Below are 19,517 nucleotides of genomic sequence, written 5' to 3' on the forward strand. Positions count from 1 at the left end.
CAGAAAGGGAGACACCAATGACAACCATGCTCAACCGCGCGCTTGCGTCCTGCGTCTACGCGGTCATCGTCACCGCTTCCACCCTGACGACGGCCGCACCTTGCGGACAGGCCAATTCCGTGCAGGACGACAACAAGCGGATCGTCACTGATGCGTTCGATCGATGGGCGGCGGGAGGCACCACCTTCTTCAATGACCTGCTGCACGAGAACGTTGTCTGGCGCATTAGGGGATCCGGTCCAAGCGCCGGCGAGTTCAGAGGCCGCGATGTCTTCATCGATCGCGCGGTCCGCCCGTTCGCGAGCCGGTTGTCGACACCGGTCCGCCCCACTTCCGTGAGGATCTTCGCTGATGGCGACCACGTCATCGCGCATTGGCAAGGCAGCGGCGTGGCGCGCGACGGCAAGCCTTACGCGAACAGCTATGCGTGGATCCTGCTGATGCAGGACGGCAAGGCGGCGGAGGTCACGGCCTATCTCGACCTCGCACCCTATGACGACGTCCTGCGGCGTATTCCTGCGCCGGCCCAATAGGGCGGCTGCGCAAGCGGGAGAGGCGGAGCAAGCCCGCAGACAGTGCCCGGTTGAACCCATCGCCCGCACGATCCGACCTAGCAAGGTCCCGCCATCCGGCGCGATCCCAGGTGACCCCACCACGATGTTCGACAAAACCTACCGGCAGCGCCTCGAAGCCGATCTTGCGCGATGGGAGGCCGACGGCGTGATTGCGCCGGCGGCGGCCGCCGCCATCCGCACTGCGCTGCCGCCGCTTCCGCCCGGCATCAGCATCGCCGTGGTCGTCGGCATCCTCGGCGGCCTCTTGATCGCCGCGGCGTTCCTCGCCTTCGTGGCGGCGCACTGGACCGAGATCGCGCGCCTGGCGCGGTTTGCGATCCTGATCGCCGGAATGGTCCTCGCCGGCGGCCTCGGCGCGTGGTTTGCCGCGCGCGGCCGCGACGTTCTCGCCGATCTCTGCGCCAGCGTCGGTGCCATCATCTTCGGTGCCGGTATCGCGCTGGTCGGGCAGATGTACCATCTCGGCGAGGATTTTGCCGGCGGCATGCTGCTGTGGTCAATCGGCGCGTTTGCCGCGGCGCTTCTGACCGGCTCGCGCGGCGCGCTCGCGGTCGGCCTCGTCGCCGCCTCGATCTGGACCTGCATGCGGACCTATGATGCGCCCGAAATCCTGCATCTTCCGTTCCTGATCGTCTGGCTCGTCGCCGCCGCGACGGCCTTCGCCTGGAATTCGCGCGTCGCGGCCCATCTCGTCGCGCTCGCGCTGCTGCCGTGGTGGATCGCGACCTCGCTTCGCTTCGAGCTCGATGGCGCCCAGCCGTCCTTCCTGCTCGCCAACGGCGCGGCGCTGGCGTTCGGCGCCGGGCTCGCGGTCGCCGCGACATCGTCGCCGCGCGCGCTCCGCCTCGGCGGCGTGCTGTCGGTCTATGGCGCGCTGTCGCTGGCTGGCGTTGCCTTCCTCGAAGTGACGACCGTCGACGACATCATCCACGTCAGGACCGCGAAGGCCTCAGTGCAGCCGATGTGGGCGATCGTCTGCGGCGCCGCCGGCGTGATCCTTGCGCTTGCGTCCGCCGCGCTCACCCGCCGCCCCGGTGAAGTGCTGGCGGCAGGCGCGATCGCCCTCGTGCTGCTCGCCGCGCCGCTGTGGCCGGCGCCTGCGGCCGGCGAGCCCTGGTTCGCCTATGCCGCGCTGCTCTCAGCCATGCTGTGCCTCGTCGTATCAGGCATGCTCGACGATGTGCGCCCGCGCATCGTCGCCGGCTGGCTCGGCATCGCCGGCGTGGTCGCGGGCATCACCTGGGCCGTGAAGGGCTCGCTGCTGCGCCGCTCGGTCTTCCTGGCAGTGGCGGGCGTCGCAGCCGTCGCCTTTGCCACCGCGATGGGCCGCATGCTGCCGAGGACCGCGCGATGAAAGGGCTGATCGCTTCGCTCACCGCGTTCTGGCAGCGCATCCCCAAAGCCGTGCTGTTCGGCACCGCCGTCCTTCTGCAATCTGCGTTGCTGGCGCTGATGGTGGCCGACCGCATGCAGATCCTGCGCGAAGGCGTCGAGGTGACCTTGCAGACGCAGCCGGTCGATCCCCGCGATCTCCTGCGCGGCGACTATGTCGTCCTCAGCTACGAGATCTCGCAAGTGCCGGCCGGCCCGCTCGCCGGCAAGCCCGCCGATGCGCGCCATCCCGAAATCTTCGTCAAGCTCGCGCCCAATGCGAACGGCCTCTATCAAGCCGTATCGGTGCATCCCGAGCCTGTCCCCGTCACCGCCCCCGAAGTGCTGATCCGCGGCCGCGTCGGAAATTACGGCGGATCCTGTGGCGACGACCGGCGCCGCTTCTGCGACAAGCTGCCGATCAAATACGGCCTCGAAAGCTATTTCGTGCCCGAAGGCGAGGGCAAGAAGCTCGAGGATGCCCGCAACCAGCAGAAGCTCCGGATCGTCGCCGCAGTGCTGCCCTCCGGCCGCGCGGCGATCAAGCGGCTGCTGCTGGATGGCGAGCGGGTGTATGAGGAGCCGTTGTATTAGGGCGGGATGGGATTGGGTGGATCGATTGCCGCGGCGTTTGTTCACCTCTTCCGCTTGCGAGAGGGTCCGCAGTCTCTCAATGGCGCCTTCAGGGGAGGTGGCAGAGTGGTTGAGTGCACCGCACTCGTAACGCGGGGTAGGTGCAGGCCATCGCGGGGTTCGAACCCTTCTCCCTCTCCGCCATACTGATGTGCACCTTGAAGATTCTTCAGGTGGACGCCGCTCGGGGCGAGACCTGCTCCCGCGCGCTGCGCAGAAACATCGACCGGTTGCACGCGGCGAGCCGTTTCCGAATTGGACGCATCATTCACATGTAGAAGCTGTATCTAGGCGCGATCTCCACGCCTTCCGGAACGTACTTCAGTACTTCGCCCACGTGCCTCGCCGCGGCGATCGTAATTGGCATACCGTTGTCGAATTGCGTATTGTTCCAGTTCATCTTAGTGAGCGCAAGCGTCTCCTCCGCCACGTGTTGAAGCGGCTGCCCCAGTGCTTGGCAGCGCAGCATCAGGGGCCGTGGAACGTACATCCCCGGATAGGTGCGGAAGAATTCGACGCTGCCCCGCGTGTAGAGAAGTGCTTGGTCCTTGTCGATGCGAAGCAGCGTACCGCGGAGCGGCGGATAGACGCCGAGCCGATAGAGGCGGGTCATAGACTTCTGTACCCAAACGAAATCCGCATAGTCGATATCGCGTTCGTCGATCGCCTTGTGGAAGCCGTCGAGTTCGTTGCGGTCGAACCGTGATGTCTTGTGAAGGACGACGCGGGCCGGCCAATGCCCGTGCTGATCCCTGAACACCTTGAGCGAATTTCGCAGTAGTTCATATGCGTCGCTTGCGGTTAGGTGCGGCTTGCGATCTTCCTCACTTTCTACCATCCGGCCGCCGCGTAGGATCAAGCCCTCGCCGCGCTCATCGAACATCTGGGCCGTGCTTGTGTGAACTTGTTCGCCGTCCAAGGACCGGTAGAAACTCAGCCCGACGAAAGAAGTACGTAACTGCCGCGCGTCGCGAGATAGGCGCCAAGGCAAACCTCCCGCCTTGTAGTAGGTCGCCGTCAAGAGATTCCAAGCGATGGTGGCGGGATCTTGGGTTCGCCTCTCGCTACTCTCTTTCAGCTTTCTCGGAATCCTAAACGAAGGATCGAAAGTCGTCGGCCAAAGCAACTGAATTGGCAGCCTCAATCGCATGCAGGCGGCCTTGAGCATACCACGGAAGTCCAGAGTCGGTCCTGCCTCCGTCACGTCGTCGTCATCATTTCCGACGACTTCGCGCGCATTGTAGGTGCGCTCAATGATCTCGACGGGCAACGCGACGAGAACGACGTCCGGCTTCACCGTGCGTTCGGACAGGGCGCTGATCTCGGTCGAGATGGTTTCGACGGTCGCCTGAGTGACCTCCCGCTGCCCGGGTATTGCGGCCAATCTTGCGATCTCGCGAGGTGGCATCACGCGCTGCAACTCGCTAGACGTGATGAACTCGCACCGGAACGTGGTTTCAAAATCCACACCGGGAAACGGCGGAAATAGATTGGGCTGACGGCTTTGCTTTGCCGGAAAGCCCGTGGCGAATCGTTCGATCAGTTTCGCAGTGCCTTCCACGGTTTCCGCGCTGCCAACGATGCCCAGCTTGATGCGTCTCGGCGCCCCTTCCATTCCCGCGTCGAACGGACCATAGTCCATGATTCCGAAGCGTATGTCGGGATGTCGGAACGCGCCCCCGAACTCGAGTTTCGGCTCGCTAAGATGAGTCAGCTTCACGAGACGTCCTCTACGGTCTCGCCGGAGAGCGCGTATTCGAACAGTGGCGAGGACGGATCCGATTCCTGCGATTTCCAGAGCTCGTCCGGAACGCCGATGTCGAGCTCCAACAGGTCCGTCGCGCTGAAGGAGAGAAAGGGATAGCGCTGAGTAAGCAGATCCTCGGTGCGATGTGTAAGGAGAAAATCGCGCCACATCACGAATTGTCCCATTACGGCGGCATTATTTTCGATCTCCTTGATTTTCTTGAGCCTCTCGCCTGCGAATGCGTCCGCATCCTCGCCGTTGTGCGTGAAGTGGTATGTCGGGGTAATTTCGACGAGCCACTTTCCAGCCATTTTGACAAAGCGGTGCATGAAGCCGGAATGGCGCCAGTAAGCTGCCCTCGTTGGATCTATCTTCTTCTTGCCGTAGCGGCCCACTACGCGCCGTGTGGTCGTGTTCTGCAGGCTGCGATAAGCGAAGTTCAGGTTGTCCCGTTCCCGCGGCTTTCGGAAATAGAAGACACCCGAATCGCGATCGTGATAAAGTTGCGGTCTGACGAACTCGCCGATGGCCCTGTTCAGGAGAGCTACAAAGTCGCGCTGCCGGTCCTCGTCATCGCTGTTCGACCACTCTTCGACGTCGAATTCCTCCATAGCTTCCCATTCGCAGAGCTTATTCCAGGGCCATTCATCTAAGGGATGGAATGACAGAACCGATTTGGACCTTACGATCCACTCGCTGCCCGCGTTCTTCTCCAACTCCCTGAGCGCAGTTCCGAATGTCTTATCGTTCGATTGCGGAGTCGGAGCCCAGTAGAGCTTAGATGCGAAATTTACCCCCAGAAGGTTCGAGAGAAGTTGTTCGCTCTTCCTCACGCTCGGTCCCGAGGCGCCCGGCCTGACCGCTGCTGCGACCGACACCAGCGCAGCTTTGGAGGCTCGCGTGAATTCGTCCTTGGCCTTGTCGAATACGACCTTGCGGGACTTCATGCGCTCTGGGTCGGCGAACCACTCCTTGATCGATTTCCAGTAGGCTTTCCCCTCGTTCAGCGAAGCGACTATCAGAAGAACCGGAGCCGTGCCCTGGGTCCAATACGCAATGTCAGCGTCCGAGCATGGGAATTCGAACGTATCCCCTGTGTCGCCCTGCAGTCGTTCGCGCTCCGTCGCCTTACCCTGTACCTGCAGGAGCAAATTACCTACTTCGCCGGTATCGGTGTCGCGTAACTCGATGAAGCCGTCTATGCCCGCTTCAACGCCACCAGTCGGGTAGAACATAAAGCCCATCGAAAGCACGACCCCCTCGATGAGAGACATGCCTCTCTGTCCGATGATGTCGCTGCGCCCGATCTTCTTCAAGCCTCATCTCCGTCTCGGGTTTTGCTCAGTTTCTTCTCGACGTAGGAGCGCCGCGCCTGTCGAGGCCGCGCAGCCCTTAGGTTGCTTCCAGGATGACGCTGAAGGGAAGCGGATTGCCTATGTTCCGAATGTCTAGGGGGACCTTGTCAATCGTACGCTCTGCAATGATGGCATCATGCTCCTGTTTTACCCGACGGGTCAAACGGGTACTCAGTGTGATTCGAAAACCGGCCGCTAGGGCGACAATGCGCCGAATGATAAGGCCGTTTGGCAAGCGCGACTGAATTGGGCCTGCAATGAGCAATATGCCCGTCACTCGAAAGGATTCACCACCCTCACCCCCAGCCCCGCAACGTCCCGATCATTCCGCGTCACCAGCGTCAGATCGTGCATTAGCGCCGTCGCCGCGAGCAGGCCATCGATGACAGGAACGGACCTGATGGCGCCGATGCGGCACCATTGATCTAATACGGCGTTGTCGATGCCGGCCGTAACCGCCCTCCCGTCGACCTTGTCAACCCGCGAAATCACCAAGATGATCGGCGCGTCGTAGCATCGCTCGCGAGGCCTTCATGCGAAAATGCGAAGTTGCCGTGCTGGGTCTGGGGCTCATGGGCGGAGCAGCGCTGGGCGCATTGCTGGATGCCGGCGTCGATGCGCTCGGCTTCGACCCTGTCGCAGCAGGTTCGGATCGAGGCTCGTCACATGGTTCATGTCGCATTTTCCGTCGCTTCAATTTCGAAAACCCCAACTACACCAGCCTGAGCGACGAGGCTCATGCCGGCTGGATCCGGCTGCAGAGCGAAAGCGGTCAAACGGTTCTGACGGAAACCCCTGTTTTGGAGGCCGGCCGCCCCGGCTCCGCCATGGTGGCGTCCTCGGGCGCGGCCGCGATCGCGAATGGGCGGCCGGATCCGATGTTGACCGCGGCTCAAGCGAACAAGGAATTTCCGGCTTTCACCCTGCCTGACGATTGGGACGTCGTCGTCCAGGACGGCGGCGCGATCCTGCGGACCGAGGTGGTCATGAAACTGATGCGCGCACGCGCCGGGAACCGCGTGATTGCGGAACGCGCGAGCTTCGCGCCGCACCGCGACGGCGTGTCGATCCGCACAGCGACCGAAGAGTTCTTCGCCGAGCGGGCTATACTGGCGCTGGGCCCATGGCTCGGTCGCGCGCTCCCGCGACTAGGCGCGCTGCTGAACGTGACCCGACAGGCGGTCGGCTGGTTCGATCCGGCCCGCCCCGACACTGTGGCGCTCGGTCGTTTCCCGATCTTCATTCTGGACCGAGGTCCGAACGATACGGTCTACGGCTTTCCGGACTTCGAACAGCGCGGCGTCAAAGCTGCGCCTCACAACCACGGGCCCGTGGTCGGCCCCGACGACTGGGGTCCGCAGGCCACCGATGCCGAGCTCCGCCCGATCGGCGAAGCATTGGCCGCCCTCGTCCCCGGCGCGGCCGGGCCGATCATCGATCGCGACGTCTGCCTCTACACCAATAGTGCGCCCGCCGACCGCCTGCTAGACGCGGGCGAGGAATTCATCATCGATCGCTGGCCGGATTCCCGCCTGATCGTCTGCTCCGCGTGTTCGGGCCACGGTGCGAAGTTCGCGCCCGCCATCGGGCAAAGGCTTGCTCGCCTTGCCACCGATCCGTCCTATCAGGCAGAACCGTTCTTTCAGCTTTCCCGCTATTCTCAATTCGCCTGAGCGGTACTGGATGTTGCGTTGACAGTGCACAAAACGCGCACCGTCCGGCGGCAGACGCCTTCAAGAGACCCGGGCGAAAGCCCTGCCTGTCCGACCTCCTGCGATGATGCCACTATGCTCCTGTTTTGCCCGACGAAGCAAATGACAGGAGACGTCATTCGGAATGGGCGACACCGCTCGCCGCCAATCTCGTCGGCTTGCACCGATGCGCCGAACAGCCGCGACAAACCACGTTTACTAGACTTTTTGCCTCCCGAAACCCCGCCCGACGCGCGCCCGATCCCGCCCCCCACCTAACCCATTGATCTTGCAACCCCCGTCTACTGTGCATGGGGTTGTTTTCGAACTTTTGTTGTTCCATGCCATCACGCGACGCGTTCAACCGCCGCGGCCCGATCCGCCGGCCCCTACCCAAGCGAGACCAACATGCACTCTTCGGCCAGCGGCTGGGGCAACGGGCTTCTCGGCGTCATCATCTTCAGCGGCTCGCTGCCGGCGACGCGGGTGGCGGTCGGCGGCTTCTCGGCGCTGTTCCTGACCTCGGCGCGCGCGGTCATCGCGGCGCTGATCGGGGCGGCGGTGCTCGCCGTGCTCCGGCAGGCGCGGCCGCAGCGCCGTGATCTCGCCTCGCTCACCATCGTCGCCATCGGCGTCGTGGTCGGCTTTCCGCTGCTGACGGCGCTCGCGCTCCAGCACATCACCTCGGCGCGCTCCATCGTCTTCATCGGCCTGTTGCCGCTGTCGACCGCGATCTTCGGCGTGCTACGCGGCGGCGAGCGGCCGCGGCCGCTGTTCTGGCTGTTCGCTGGTCTCGGCAGCGCCACGGTGGCCGGCTTTGCCCTCACCGGCGACGACGCGGCCTCGCTCACCGGCGATCTCTTGATGGTCGCCGCGATCGTGCTGTGCGGCCTCGGCTATGCCGAGGGCGCCGCGCTGTCGCGCCGCCTCGGCGGCTGGCAGGTGATCTCCTGGGCGCTGCTGCTCGCGCTGCCCTTGATGCTGGTGCTCGCAGTGCTGACGTGGCCGCCGGTCTGGAGCGGCATCTCTGTGCCCGCCTGGATCGGGCTCGCCTATGTCTCCGTCTTCAGCATGTTCGTCGGCTTCATCTTCTGGTACCGCGGGCTCGCCGTCGGCGGCATCGCCCGCGTCGGCCAGCTGCAGCAGCTGCAGCCGTTCTTTGGTCTGGCGCTCGCAGGTTTGCTGCTGGGCGAGCCGGTCGCGGGAAGCATGATTCTAGCGACCGCGATCGTCGTCGCCTGCGTCTTCTTCGCACGGCGCTTTGCTTGAGGGCCACCCGCTCGCTTTATTTCCTGCCGGATTGAGGCCTTTCGATCCCCGGTAGTCGCGCGATCTCCCCGGCGAGGAAATCGACCAAGAGGCGCACGCGCGCAATGCCGGACCGCTCCGGCACGATCAGCATGTTCAGCGGCACCGGCGGCGGCGAATAATCGGGAAGCACGCGTTCGAGGCTGCCGTCCGCGAGCAGGTCGCTGACCAGCCACAGATGCGCCGGCGCAATGCCGCGGCCGGCCGCGAGCGCCTCACGCGCGGCGAGCCCGTGATCAAGGCGCAGCCGCCCCTCGAAGGGGATCGCATGGCGGCCACCGCGGCGCCCCTGCAGCACGAGGACATCGCTGCCGGCGATGTTGGACATCCGAACGCCCTCGTGCTTGGCGAGGTCTTGCGGGCGCGCAGGCCGGCCACGCGCGGCAAGATAGCCGGGTGCGGCCACGAGCAGCCGCCGCGACTGCCCGAGCGACTTCAGCTTCATCGAGCTTTCGGCGAGCGGTCCCAAACGCAATGCGACATCGACGCCCTCTCTGATGAGGTCGATCCGCTCGTCGGTCAGGCTGAGGTCGACCGACACCTCCGGATAAGCGTCCTGGAAGGCGAAGATCAAGCGGCTGACGTGGAGCACGCCGAACGCAGCGGTGCAGGAGACCCGGACCGTTCCGGCCGGCGCGCCGCGCGTCGAGCGCGCTTCATCACCGGCCTGCTCGACCAGACGCAGGATATGCACGCAGCCCGCGTAGTAATTGCGGCCCTCCTCCGTCACGGTGACCCTGCGCGTGGTCCTGGTGAGCAGCGGCACGCCGACCGCTTGCTCCAGCTCCCGAATGTGCCGAGTCACCGTGGACTGGCCGACCCCGAGCTCGCGCGCGACCGCGGACAGGCTTCCGCGCTCGGCGACGCGCACGAAGCTGCGCATGCGCTCGAGCGTAACCTCCGACCTATCCATTTTCCGGCACAATCTTATCCATCGGCTACGTCTACCGGATCGCGGGCCACCGCGCTATCTGCCGAGCCACAATCCTCAATCCAATGGTGCCCGAACATGAAAGTGTTGATCGTCTATGCTCATCCTGAACAGCGCTCGCTCAACGGCTCGCTCCGGGATGTCGCCGTCAGAGAGCTCGAGGCGCAGGGGCACGAGGTGCGGGTCTCCGACCTTTATGCCGAGGGCTGGAAGTCCGAGGTCGACCGCGGCGACTTTCCGTCGCTGCCGGTCGATGCGCGTCTCGCGGTCGCCGCGGCATCCAAGCAGGCGTTCGAGGCGGGCACGCTGACCGCCGACGTCAAGGGCGAGATCGAGAAGCTGCTGTGGGCGGATGCTCTGATTCTGCAGTTTCCGCTGTGGTGGTTCAGCATGCCTGCGATCCTCAAGGGCTGGGTCGACCGCGTGTTCGCCTACGGCTTCGGCTATGGTGTCGGCGAGCACAGCGACAAGCGCTGGGGCGACCGTTACGGCGAAGGGACCTTGGCGGGCAAGCGCGCGATGCTGATCGTGACGGCCGGCGGCTGGCAGGACCATTATTCCGCTCGCGGGGTCAACGGGCCGATCGACGACTTGCTGTTTCCGATCAATCACGGCATTCTTTATTATCCCGGCTATGACGTCCTGCCGCCGTTCGTGGCCTATCAGGCCGACAGGTTCGATGAAGCCGCTTTCGGCGCGACGGCCGAACGCCTGCGCGAGCGCATGAGAACGCTCGCGACGACTTTGCCGATTCCCTATCGGCGCCAGAATGGCGGCGATTACGTCATTCCGAGCATGCAGCTCCGCGCCGGGCTCGAGGCTCCCGGGGCGCGCGGTTTCGCGCTCCACCTCGATCAGGCTGACGAAAGCGGCGCGCCCAGCAAGCCAGCGGCGATGCGGTCGACGGCGGATCTCCGCGCGGCAACGGCGTAGTTGCGGGATTGCACGGGCGCGCTCTCAAGGCCGGGAGCGCGCTCATCCCATCACCGTCCGCGTCAGCGCGGCCTTCGCGAACTTCTTCAGCGGCATCGGCTTGCCGAACAGAAAGCCCTGCACGACATCGAAGCCGATCTCGCTCGCCGCGATGAGGTCGGCGCGGCTCTCGACCCCTTGCGCCACAGCGCGCGCGCCAAAGGTCTGCGCCAGCTCGACGATGTGACGGCACACTGTGCGCTTCAGCCGATCGCCGCCGCTGCCGGTGACGAATTGCCGGTCGGCCTTCAGCTTGACGAAGGGAATCTTGTCGAGGTCCATCAGCGACGGCCAGTTGGCGCCGAGATTGTCGATCGACAGGCCGATATTGTGCAGGCCGACCTCGCGCGCGACCTCGGCCAGGAAATCGAGCTCGCGGATCGCCTCCTCGCTGTCGATCTCGACCGTCAATCCGCCGAAGGCCGGATGCGTCGGCACGCGGCGGCAGAGATCGCGCACCGCCTGCGGCTCCCTGAGATAGGCGGCGGGAAGATTGATCGAGAGATCGACCGGACTTTGTTGCTCCAGAAGATAGTGCCAGTCCTGCATGGCGCGATCGATCACAAACTCCGACAGCTCGCGAAAATGCGGATCGTGCGGCTCCGGGATGAAATAGGCCGGCGGCACCACGCCCCACGTCGGATGCCGCATCCGCACCAGGGCCTCGGCGCCGTTGCGCACCAGCGTGCGCGCGTCGATCTTGGGCTGGTACCAGAGCTCGAGCCAGCCGGCATGCAAGGCCTCGCCGACATGCACGGCCGGGCTCGGCGCCGGCTCCTCCGGCAGCAGCATCGCAACGCGCTCGCGCAGCGTCTCCGCGGCAAAGGGCGTGGTCAGCGGCGGCAGCATCGCAAGGCCGTATTCGTCGCCGACCTGCCGCACGGCCTTGACGATGATCGAATCGCGGGCGCCGACGGCGAGAACCTTGCCGGCAAATGCCTCACGCACCAGGACTTCGAGGAATCGTCCCGGCTCGATGCCGTCGGCGGCGACGCCGAGCAGGATGAGGTCCGGCAATTCGCTCGCGAGCACCGTCTTCAGCTCGTCGGCGCTGGCACATTCGCAGGTGACGAAGCCGAGATCCTCGAGGATCTCGCTGAGGAACGCCCGCAAGTGACGCTTGCTGTCGGCCACGCAGGCGCGCGGCGTCACCTTTCGCCGTCCGAAGGTCACAGGCCTTCGTCCGACGAGTTCAATCATCCCATCGTTCATCGTACACCACTCCCGTTCCGTGACGGTTTCATAAACGCGGAGCGTGGGTTCAAATAAGGAGAGCTTCACTTCGTTCTTGAATTATCTGAGTAACGTTAAGCCCTGCAATTCGAGCTAATTTGTCGACGAAATCTTCGCCGCGCGTGCGCGGTTGTCGCGAGGCGGCGATGAAGCCGGCGCAACGTGAATCGGCGGCGGCTTTCACGCTTGCGTCTTCCCGCGATGCGCGCACCGCCGCCTTTCGCTCGCGACGGTTCTGCGACAACGGGTCCGCGCCGGCGGCCGAGAATGTGAAGCACATCACACGCGCGTTGCCGCACTCGCGCTAAAGCTCCCGCGAGCCGGTGGAGGGCTGTCGAGGATTACAGCTATGTCGATGCGGCGAATGATGTATTGGTGGTTCAGGTTCGTGCTGTCAGGGCGATTCATGGATCGCTTCCTGTGCCTGCCGCGCTAGCCGCGCGGCACACGGTTTTTCGTGGCCGAACCGGGTCTAGAGCATGATCCGGAAAAGTGTGCAGCGGTTTTCCGGAAAGATCATGCTCAAACGCTTTAGGTTTGCCCGATCAATTTGCGGAACGCCGCCGCACCGTCCTGCATCGCGTCGCGTCCCTTCCAGGCCAGATAGGACAGCTTGCCGCCGAGCGTGTCGTGGCTGCGCAGCCGCCGCGAGCCGAGAATGTGGCCGACATTGGCAGGGAAGCGGCTCACCTCGGCGGAGACCAGCGCCGCGATCGCGTCCATCAATTGCTGGAGGCGGACGCCCCATTCGCATTGCTCGATGCCGTCGATGCGGACCTTGAGCGCATATTCGGTGTCGTAGATGTCCGCGAGCAGGTCGCGGGCGATCAGCACCCGGTTGTGCCGGAGTGCGACACGAAGCGCGAGGCGCTTGTCGTCGAGCCGGTCGAGCACCATGTGAACGACGCAGGCATAGGGGGTGGCGGCGACGTCTGCGGCGGCCTTGCTCGCAGCGGCTCGGGTGGCAAGCCGCACCAATTGCCAGGACGTCCTGAGGCGTCGCGCCACCAGCGTCAGCGCGAAGGGCAGCGCCTGGGGATGGGCCTTTTTGAAGGCGTCGAGCTGCGCGGTGATCTGGGCGACCTGGCCGTCGTCGAACTTCGCGATCTTGTCGGGCAGCTTCTCGTTGAACTTCGGCAGTGCATCGCCGGCGCGCAACACATGCAGCATCTTCAAGACGTCGTCGAAGGCGGTGCGCGAGGCCGTGTATTGCCCGAGCTTGGCGCGCGCGGCATCAGTGCTCTCGGGCGAGGCGAGGGTGCTCTCGAGGACCTTGACGACCTTGATCTGGAAGGTCGAGGCGATCTTCTGGACCTCCTTCGGGTTGTTGGCCGCGACCTGGTCGCCGATCGCCTTGATGTAGTCGCGCGCCATCGTCGGCAGCAGGTCGCGGCAGATCCATTCCCAGATCGGGATGAGGGTATTGCGCGAGATGCGCCCCATATTGGCATGCTCGGGCGCGCCGTCGATCAGCAGCAGCTCGAGCGGCGCGAAGAAATAGCGCGACGGGCTGGTGGCGCGCACCTGGGTCGATCCGTCCTTGCGGAATTCGGCGCGCAAGCGGGCCTGGATGTCGGCCGAACCCGGCATGTCGATGCCGCACAGCTCGAGCCGTTCGAGCTCGCTGAGCAGACAGCTGCGCGACAGCGGCGTCAGCCTCTGCAGAAATTCCGATAGCCGGTCGATCTCGTCCATGGCACGCAATCTTTCGCAGCGTGGCCCGCGGGCTTGCGGACCCAATGCGTGGAGGCATTTGCGCGCTCTCAACCTCCCTAGAGAAGCAAGTCGCCGTTAATTAATCCGTAAAATCCGGGGGATGGATGTCGGAGCAAGGCGGCCGCCGACGAGCTTTTCCCCTTCCCAGCCCAGGATTTTGGCAGAAAACTCAACCGTTGCATGGTCGCGGGCGACGCCGCGCAAGCACAAATTGTGCCGAAGTCGTCATTTCAGCGTAAAAGAGCCTAAATCACCGTAGTCATACGGAGCAGAAAGTTAATCACAGACCCGCCCCGGTTCCGCTAAACGAGTGACATGGGGTCACAGAATGATACGGCCACCGATTCGCGGCCGTCGGCATGGCACGAGAGCAGCGCTGCTTCAGCTGAAGAGCCCGATTTCGCCCGCCTGAGCGCCTTGCGTGCCAATGCGGCCGACGAAATGGCGGCTGCCATCGCCCGCGAGCTCAATGGCCCCCTGACCGCGCTGCTGCTCTACATGGGCGAGATCAAGCACCACAGCGATCAGCTCGTCCCCGCGACCGGCGATCGCGCCTATTTGCAGCGGGTGGTGGAGAACGCGCTGGCCCAGACCGAGCGCGTTTGCGGGCTGGTCAAGCAGCTCGCCGGCCCGCCCAAGGGCGGCTCCAAGGGCGGCTCCAAGGGCGGCTTGCCCAGCCCGTCCGAAGAAGCGGAATCGAAGGCCGTCCGCGTGCTGCAACCGCCGCGGCCGCCGAGCGCCGATCTGATCGGCCCGTCGGGCCAGAAGCGGCTGACCAGGCGCGAGCGCGAGGTGCTGAGGCTGATCAGCGAAGGCTACTCGAACAAGCAGGGTGCGCTTCGCATGCAGATCAGTCCGCGCACCTTCGAGAGCCATCGCGCCGAGGCGATGCGCAAGCTCGGTGCGCGCAACACCGCGGACCTCGTCCGTGCGGCACTGCTGCATTCGATCGACTGAGGCCGGGCCCGTCGCCCGCAGAGACCCGACGCCTATTTCGAAAATTTGGAAACCCTTGGCGCTCAGAAATAATCCTCGGCGAAGGGACGTGCGCGCGAGACGGGACGCAGCGGCTTGATCTCTTCCTTCGGCGCGCTCGGAATGATGGTGATGGTCCAGCGGGGAGGCATGCTCGATTCCTGCTCCAGCACCGAGCGCACGAAACCGGTCACGGTCGACTCGCCGGCCTGCACCGTCGCCATTCGGCCGTTGAACTGTGCGATCCGGAAGCGACGAACCTCCTTCTGGTCTGCGGTCTCGTAGGTGAACATGGAAAACCCTCCTGGTTTTCCGGGACTATCGCCAGCTATGATTAGCCTTCTGTGAAAATCGCAAACCGTAGAAGTACGGCGGGAGTGCACGCGCCGGTAGTTCGGGGCGCTTTTCACGCGAAGTTGCACGTCAAACGCGAGCTAGCCTTGCGGCTCCTGCGCGTGCGCGGCGGCGTAGGCCGCATCCATCAGATCCAGGAGCGCGCGGAATTCGGCCTCGCCGAGGCTTTCCACGGTTTTCTCCAGCCGCAGCGACAGTGCGGCGAGCCTGAGATAGCCGAACGTTCCGGCCGCGCTCTTCAACGAATGCGCTTCGCGCGCGATCCTGGCGTGGTGCTGCGCAGGCGAGAGCGTTCGGAACGATTGCAGGCGCGCGCAGGTCTCGCTCCAGAACACGTCGCGCACTTCGCCGGCACCATCCTCGCCGATCTCGCGCACCAGCGCTTCGTACGCGCGCGGCTCGCGCGCGGGTTCGGCATCGAGTGCCTTTGCGAGCGCGACGGTGACGTCAAACATGGCCTTGCCTGCCTTGATCCGGTTCGTTGTCGCGCGGCACGTCGCGGCGCGAGGCATGTCGCGTGTGTACGGCCTTCGAATTTCAGTTCCGGTAGCAGGATGGCCGGTGTTTGCAGGCCGGCGTTAGCCTGCGGTTTACCAGGCGAGCGCGGCGTTCAGGGCGGGCCGAGCAGCCGGTCGTACTGGGCCTTCACGGCGGCGTAGCATTCGCACGCCGTCTGTCGCAGCCCGTCGAGGTTGGTGATCTGGATGTGTCCGCGGCTGTAGTGGATGACATTGGCTTGTTGCAAGGAATTGGCGACCAGCGAAACGCTGTTGCGCCGGGCCCCGATCATCTGCGCCATGGTCTCCTGGGTCAGCACCAGGCGCGACTCGCCCGACAGGTCATGAGTGTGCAACAGGCAGCGCGACAGCCGCGACTCCACCGGATGGGCGGCATTGCAGCCCGCGGTCTGCTGCACCTGGGCGTAGACCGCCAACCCGTGACGCGTGAGCCGCGTGCGCAGGACGCTGCTCTGGTCGGCGGCCATGCGCAGGCGGTCCAGATCCACCGCCGAGGCGACGCCGGGAACCAGCACGATCGCGGTGTTCAACGCACACGCATCGCCCACCATGGCGAGCGTTCCGAGCAGGCTGTCGCGGCCGATCATGGCGACTTGCACATGCCCGCCTTTGGCCAGTTCAACCACCAGCGAGATGACGCCGCGGTGAGGAAAATAGGCGCGCCTGAGCGTCTCGCCGGTCTCGACCAGCACCGCTCCGTGGGGCAGATCCACAGTTCGCAGGTGCGGGCGGATCAATTCATAATCGTCCGCCGACAATGCCGACAGGAAGCCGTTGGACGGACGCGCCATGCTTTCCAAAGCTGCCTCCCCCGTACCTTGCACGTGGGAATCGCAACGCGCGGATTTACGTCGTGCGCGGGTAAATTCCATCATCTTCGCGGCGGGACATATTGGCAATTGAGACAAGTTGTCCGGCCCTGGCGATGCGTCGACGCCGCGTGCCGTCGGCATACAGGGATCGCATCGTGCTCCCGTCACGCCGCGGCTCCGTCGGCGAGCGCCGCGCCAGCCCGCACGACGCTGTCGCGGACCAGCATCGCAATTTCCATCGTCTGTCCTTCGGAAGCACTATGCGGGAAGTAGACATGTCTCGGCGCAGTGCCGACCTCGCCCAGGACAGACTTGCTGACCATTCAACCGTCGCGAGGTGCGGACGCAGCAGATCGAAATCCGCCGCATCGAGCAGTTGCAGCAGTTGGTTGGGCTGGTGGCCGCTCACGGTCATGCAGGTCAATCCGGCGGGTTCGATGGACGCTGGGCGCCGCCCTCGTCACTCAGTTGCACGACGCGAACATGCTAACCTAAAGGTTGTGGCATCGTCCATATACCCGTTAGAGGGCAGACAGCCTGTCTCATTTGCGGCGGAATTAAGAAGCGCACACTGGTTCGCTGACGAGGCGGCTGTCCTGAAACGATTGCGCAGGAACAAGCGGCAAGGGGGCCTCAGGAGCCGGACGGCGTTGCAGTCGCGCTGGCCATCGGGCCAGCGCGCGTCGCCTCGACTGCTTCCGCAAGAATGTTCGTTTCACCTCTCATCGAAAGCAAAGGGGAAAGGATGCCCCACGATTCAATTGATGAATCGCCGAAACTGGAAGGACAATTAGGGCGAGACGATGTGCGCCATATTCTCGTCGTCGACGATGACGCGATGGTGTGCATGGCCATCGAGGTCTACCTCCAGCGCAACAATTTTCGGGTGACGATCGCCGAGGGCGGTGAAGCCGGACTGCGCGCCCTCGAGCACAAGCAATTCGATCTGATGATCATCGACATCTTCATGCCGCACATGCGCGGGTTCGAATCGATCCGGATCTTCCACGAGCTGGCTCCGGTCATTCCGCTGATCGCGATGTCCGGCTACGCCTTCGCGAATTTGAACTCGCCCGCGCCGGACTTCCTGCGGAGGGCGCTGGAGCTCGGCGCCACGCGCTGTCTGCGCAAGCCGTTCACGCCGCACGCGCTGCTCGCCGCCATCAACGATTGCCGGGCAGAGCATCGCTCCCGCTCCGACATTGTCACGGCCGTGCAGCTCGGTTAGCGCGACACGAGCCGCTTTCCCGCGGGGTAACGCTTCGTTTACCTCGAGCGTAGACGCGCAAATCGCGGCAACGCCCAAGAACGCGCGCGACGAGAGCGCCGCCGGTTGCGCGCGGCTCGCCCCAACCGCCTGCGGCCCAGCTCTATCGTTCTTCACGAGCAGGCCTTTCCCACGCGTCTCGTCGCGCGATTAGTGGCTCGTTTACCGCGCGGCTCCCGCCGTTGCGGCGCGGGGATGGCTTTGCCGAAAAGCGCTGCAACACGCGGCAGAACCGCAAACTTCTCTTCAAAATCCGTAGTAGCACGGAGGATGAAATTAACGGGACTGTGAAAGGGGATGTCTAACGATCCAAAATAGGGCGTCCGTCCGTGCCAAGGGTGGCTCGGACGTCGCGTTTGCGGCCCGGGTCAGTAAGGCGTAGCTCATGGATGATCTGTTGCGGGAGTTTCTGACGGAGACCAGCGAGAGCCTGGACACCGTGGACAATCAGCTGGTGAAGTTCGAGCAGGAGCCGAACAACGCCAAGATCCTGGATAACATCTTCCGCCTGGTCCACACCATCAAGGGCACCTGTGGCTTCCTCGGCCTGCCGCGGCTGGAAGCGCTGGCCCATGCCGGCGAGACCCTGATGGGCAAATTCCGCGACGGCATGCCTGTGACTGCCGAGGCGGTGACGGTGATCCTGTCCTCGATCGACCGCATCAAGGAGATTTTGGCTGGCCTGGAGGCGACCGAGGCCGAGCCGGAGGGGAACGACCGCGATCTCATCGACAAGCTGGAGGCAATGGTCGAGCAGGGCATGGTCGCCATGTCAGGCTCGGCGCAGCCGATGCCGACTGCCGGCACTGCGGCTCCCGTCGCCGAAGCTCCGCCGCTGGTGCCGGAAGCGCCCACCGCTGCAGCCGCCCCCGCCAAGGAGATGACCATGGGCACGCTGGTCGATCAGACCCTGGAGCGCCCGCTGCGTCCGGGCGAGGTCTCGCTCGACGAGCTCGAGCGCGCCTTCCGCGAGACCGCGATCGAAGCGCCGGTGCCCGCGCCCGTGGCCAAGGCCGAGGTCAAGGCCGAGCCGGCTGCTGAAGCGCCCGTGGCGAAGGAAGCCGCAAAGCCCGCCAAGGAGAAGGCCGCGCCGAAGAAGTCGATGGCCGACGAGATGGCGGGCGAGGGCGACCGCATCGCCAACCAGTCGATCCGCGTCAACGTGGATACGCTGGAGCACCTGATGACCATGGTCTCCGAGCTGGTCCTGACCCGCAACCAGCTCTTGGAGATCTCCCGCCGCAACGAGGACACCGAGTTCAAGGTGCCGCTGCAGCGCCTCTCCAACGTCACCGCCGAGCTGCAGGAAGGCGTCATGAAGACGCGCATGCAGCCGATCGGCAATGCCTGGCAGAAGCTGCCCCGCATCGTCCGCGACCTCTCATCCGAACTCGGCAAGCAGATCGAGCTCGAGATGCACGGCGCCGACACCGAGCTCGACCGCCAGGTGCTCGATCTGATCAAGGACCCGCTCACCCACATGGTGCGCAACTCCGCCGATCACGGCCTCGAGACCCCCGCCGAGCGCCTCGCCAGCGGCAAGGGCGAGCAGGGCACCATTCGCCTGTCCGCCTATCACGAGGGCGGCCACATCATCATCTGCATCGCCGACAACGGCCGCGGCCTCAACACCGAGAAGATCAAGGCCAAGGCGCTCTCGTCCGGTCTCGTCACCGAGGCCGAGCTCGAGAAGATGAGCGAGGCCCAGATCCACAAGTTCATCTTCGCGCCGGGCTTCTCCACTGCCGCTGCCATCACCTCGGTGTCGGGCCGCGGCGTCGGCATGGACGTGGTCCGCACCAATATCGACCAGATCGGCGGCACCATCGACATCAAGTCGGTGGCCGGCGAAGGAAGCTCCGTCACCATCAAGATCCCGCTGACGCTCGCCATCGTCTCGGCGCTGATCGTCGAAGCCGCCGGCGACCGCTTTGCGATCCCGCAGCTCTCGGTCGTGGAATTGGTCCGCGCCCGCGCCAATAGCGAGCACCGCATCGAGCGCATCAAGGACACCGCGGTGCTCAGGCTCCGCAACAAGCTGCTGCCGCTGATCCATCTG

The 19,517-nt window shown here is 64.5% G+C and carries 19 protein-coding genes; 9 read left to right on the forward strand and 10 right to left on the reverse strand.

Going from position 1 to position 19,517, the window contains the following annotated elements; all coding sequences use genetic code 11:
* Window positions 1–17 precede the first annotated feature (17 nt).
* From ACM43_RS25225 to ACM43_RS25235, 3 genes are all read left to right on the forward strand, one after another.
* Entirely contained in the window at window positions 18–533 is a 516-nt protein-coding gene (locus ACM43_RS25225) for a nuclear transport factor 2 family protein (RefSeq protein WP_271543649.1), read from the forward strand.
* A gap of 124 nt (window positions 534–657) precedes the next feature.
* Window positions 658–1,929 (forward strand): DUF2157 domain-containing protein, encoded by a 1,272-nt coding sequence (locus ACM43_RS25230; RefSeq protein WP_271543651.1) that lies wholly within the window; start codon window positions 658–660, stop codon window positions 1,927–1,929.
* The gene (locus tag ACM43_RS25235) at window positions 1,926–2,540 is read left to right on the forward strand and encodes a GDYXXLXY domain-containing protein (RefSeq protein ID WP_271543653.1); all 615 of its coding nucleotides are present in this window, start codon (window positions 1,926–1,928) and stop codon (window positions 2,538–2,540) included. The genes ACM43_RS25230 and ACM43_RS25235 overlap by 4 nt, the downstream gene beginning before the upstream one ends.
* 307 nt (window positions 2,541–2,847) lie before the next feature.
* Here ACM43_RS25235 and ACM43_RS25240 read toward each other — a convergent pair whose 3' ends face one another.
* Together ACM43_RS25240 and ACM43_RS25245 are read right to left on the reverse strand one after the other, a co-directional pair.
* A complete protein-coding gene (locus tag ACM43_RS25240; RefSeq protein ID WP_271543655.1) occupies window positions 2,848–4,299 on the reverse strand; it encodes an argonaute/piwi family protein in 1,452 nt (483 codons plus the stop codon).
* A complete protein-coding gene (locus ACM43_RS25245; RefSeq protein ID WP_271543657.1) occupies window positions 4,296–5,642 on the reverse strand; it encodes a DUF4365 domain-containing protein in 1,347 nt (448 codons plus the stop codon). The genes ACM43_RS25240 and ACM43_RS25245 overlap by 4 nt, the downstream gene beginning before the upstream one ends.
* A gap of 593 nt (window positions 5,643–6,235) precedes the next feature.
* Here ACM43_RS25245 and ACM43_RS25250 point away from each other — a divergent pair.
* Both ACM43_RS25250 and ACM43_RS25255 read left to right on the forward strand, forming a co-directional pair.
* Window positions 6,236–7,354 (forward strand): FAD-dependent oxidoreductase, encoded by a 1,119-nt coding sequence (locus tag ACM43_RS25250; protein WP_271543659.1) that lies wholly within the window; start codon window positions 6,236–6,238, stop codon window positions 7,352–7,354.
* Window positions 7,355–7,780: 426 nt separating this feature from the next.
* Entirely contained in the window at window positions 7,781–8,641 is an 861-nt protein-coding gene (locus ACM43_RS25255; protein ID WP_271543662.1) for a DMT family transporter, read from the forward strand.
* A 16-nt stretch (window positions 8,642–8,657) separates the two neighbouring features.
* On the opposite strand, the gene ACM43_RS25260 is transcribed toward ACM43_RS25255, so the two are convergent.
* On the reverse strand, window positions 8,658–9,593 hold the full coding sequence (locus ACM43_RS25260) for a LysR family transcriptional regulator (protein WP_271543664.1): 936 nt from the start codon (window positions 9,591–9,593) through the stop codon (window positions 8,658–8,660).
* Between the two features lie 96 nt (window positions 9,594–9,689).
* On the opposite strand from ACM43_RS25260, the gene ACM43_RS25265 reads away from it, so the two are divergent.
* Window positions 9,690–10,544, forward strand: a complete 855-nt coding sequence (locus ACM43_RS25265) for an NAD(P)H-dependent oxidoreductase (protein WP_271543666.1) — start codon at window positions 9,690–9,692, stop codon at window positions 10,542–10,544.
* A gap of 42 nt (window positions 10,545–10,586) precedes the next feature.
* Here ACM43_RS25265 and ACM43_RS25270 read toward each other — a convergent pair whose 3' ends face one another.
* The 3 genes from ACM43_RS25270 to ACM43_RS25280 form a co-directional block, all read right to left on the reverse strand.
* The gene (locus ACM43_RS25270; protein ID WP_157286446.1) at window positions 10,587–11,795 is read right to left on the reverse strand and encodes an EAL domain-containing response regulator; all 1,209 of its coding nucleotides are present in this window, start codon (window positions 11,793–11,795) and stop codon (window positions 10,587–10,589) included.
* A gap of 49 nt (window positions 11,796–11,844) precedes the next feature.
* Entirely contained in the window at window positions 11,845–12,096 is a 252-nt protein-coding gene (locus ACM43_RS25275) for a hypothetical protein (protein ID WP_271543668.1), read from the reverse strand.
* Between the two features lie 251 nt (window positions 12,097–12,347).
* Entirely contained in the window at window positions 12,348–13,511 is a 1,164-nt protein-coding gene (locus tag ACM43_RS25280) for a hypothetical protein (protein ID WP_271543670.1), read from the reverse strand.
* Between the two features lie 336 nt (window positions 13,512–13,847).
* Here ACM43_RS25280 and ACM43_RS25285 point away from each other — a divergent pair, with 336 nt between their 5' ends.
* Entirely contained in the window at window positions 13,848–14,489 is a 642-nt protein-coding gene (locus tag ACM43_RS25285) for a helix-turn-helix domain-containing protein (protein WP_271543672.1), read from the forward strand.
* Window positions 14,490–14,551: 62 nt separating this feature from the next.
* On the opposite strand, the gene ACM43_RS25290 is transcribed toward ACM43_RS25285, so the two are convergent.
* From ACM43_RS25290 to ACM43_RS25305, 4 genes are all read right to left on the reverse strand, one after another.
* Window positions 14,552–14,800: a hypothetical protein gene (locus tag ACM43_RS25290; protein WP_157286442.1), complete on the reverse strand. Its 249-nt coding sequence runs from the start codon at window positions 14,798–14,800 to the stop codon at window positions 14,552–14,554.
* A gap of 141 nt (window positions 14,801–14,941) precedes the next feature.
* The gene (locus ACM43_RS25295) at window positions 14,942–15,316 is read right to left on the reverse strand and encodes an Hpt domain-containing protein (RefSeq protein WP_271543674.1); all 375 of its coding nucleotides are present in this window, start codon (window positions 15,314–15,316) and stop codon (window positions 14,942–14,944) included.
* A gap of 155 nt (window positions 15,317–15,471) precedes the next feature.
* Window positions 15,472–16,170, reverse strand: coding sequence for a Crp/Fnr family transcriptional regulator (locus ACM43_RS25300; RefSeq protein WP_271543699.1), 699 nt, complete (start codon window positions 16,168–16,170; stop codon window positions 15,472–15,474).
* 185 nt (window positions 16,171–16,355) lie between these two features.
* Window positions 16,356–16,514, reverse strand: coding sequence for a hypothetical protein (locus ACM43_RS25305; protein ID WP_271543676.1), 159 nt, complete (start codon window positions 16,512–16,514; stop codon window positions 16,356–16,358).
* A 422-nt stretch (window positions 16,515–16,936) separates the two neighbouring features.
* Between ACM43_RS25305 and ACM43_RS25310 the strand changes: the two genes are divergently transcribed.
* Both ACM43_RS25310 and ACM43_RS25315 read left to right on the forward strand, forming a co-directional pair.
* Window positions 16,937–17,419, forward strand: coding sequence for a response regulator (locus ACM43_RS25310; protein WP_271543678.1), 483 nt, complete (start codon window positions 16,937–16,939; stop codon window positions 17,417–17,419).
* A 424-nt stretch (window positions 17,420–17,843) separates the two neighbouring features.
* Window positions 17,844–19,517: chemotaxis protein CheA (locus tag ACM43_RS25315; RefSeq protein ID WP_271543680.1), on the forward strand; the 1,674-nt coding region annotated here is incomplete at its 3' end.

Source organism: Bradyrhizobium sp. CCBAU 45321 (assembly GCF_028128975.1).
Taxonomy (GTDB): Bacteria; Pseudomonadota; Alphaproteobacteria; order Rhizobiales; family Xanthobacteraceae; genus Bradyrhizobium; species Bradyrhizobium yuanmingense.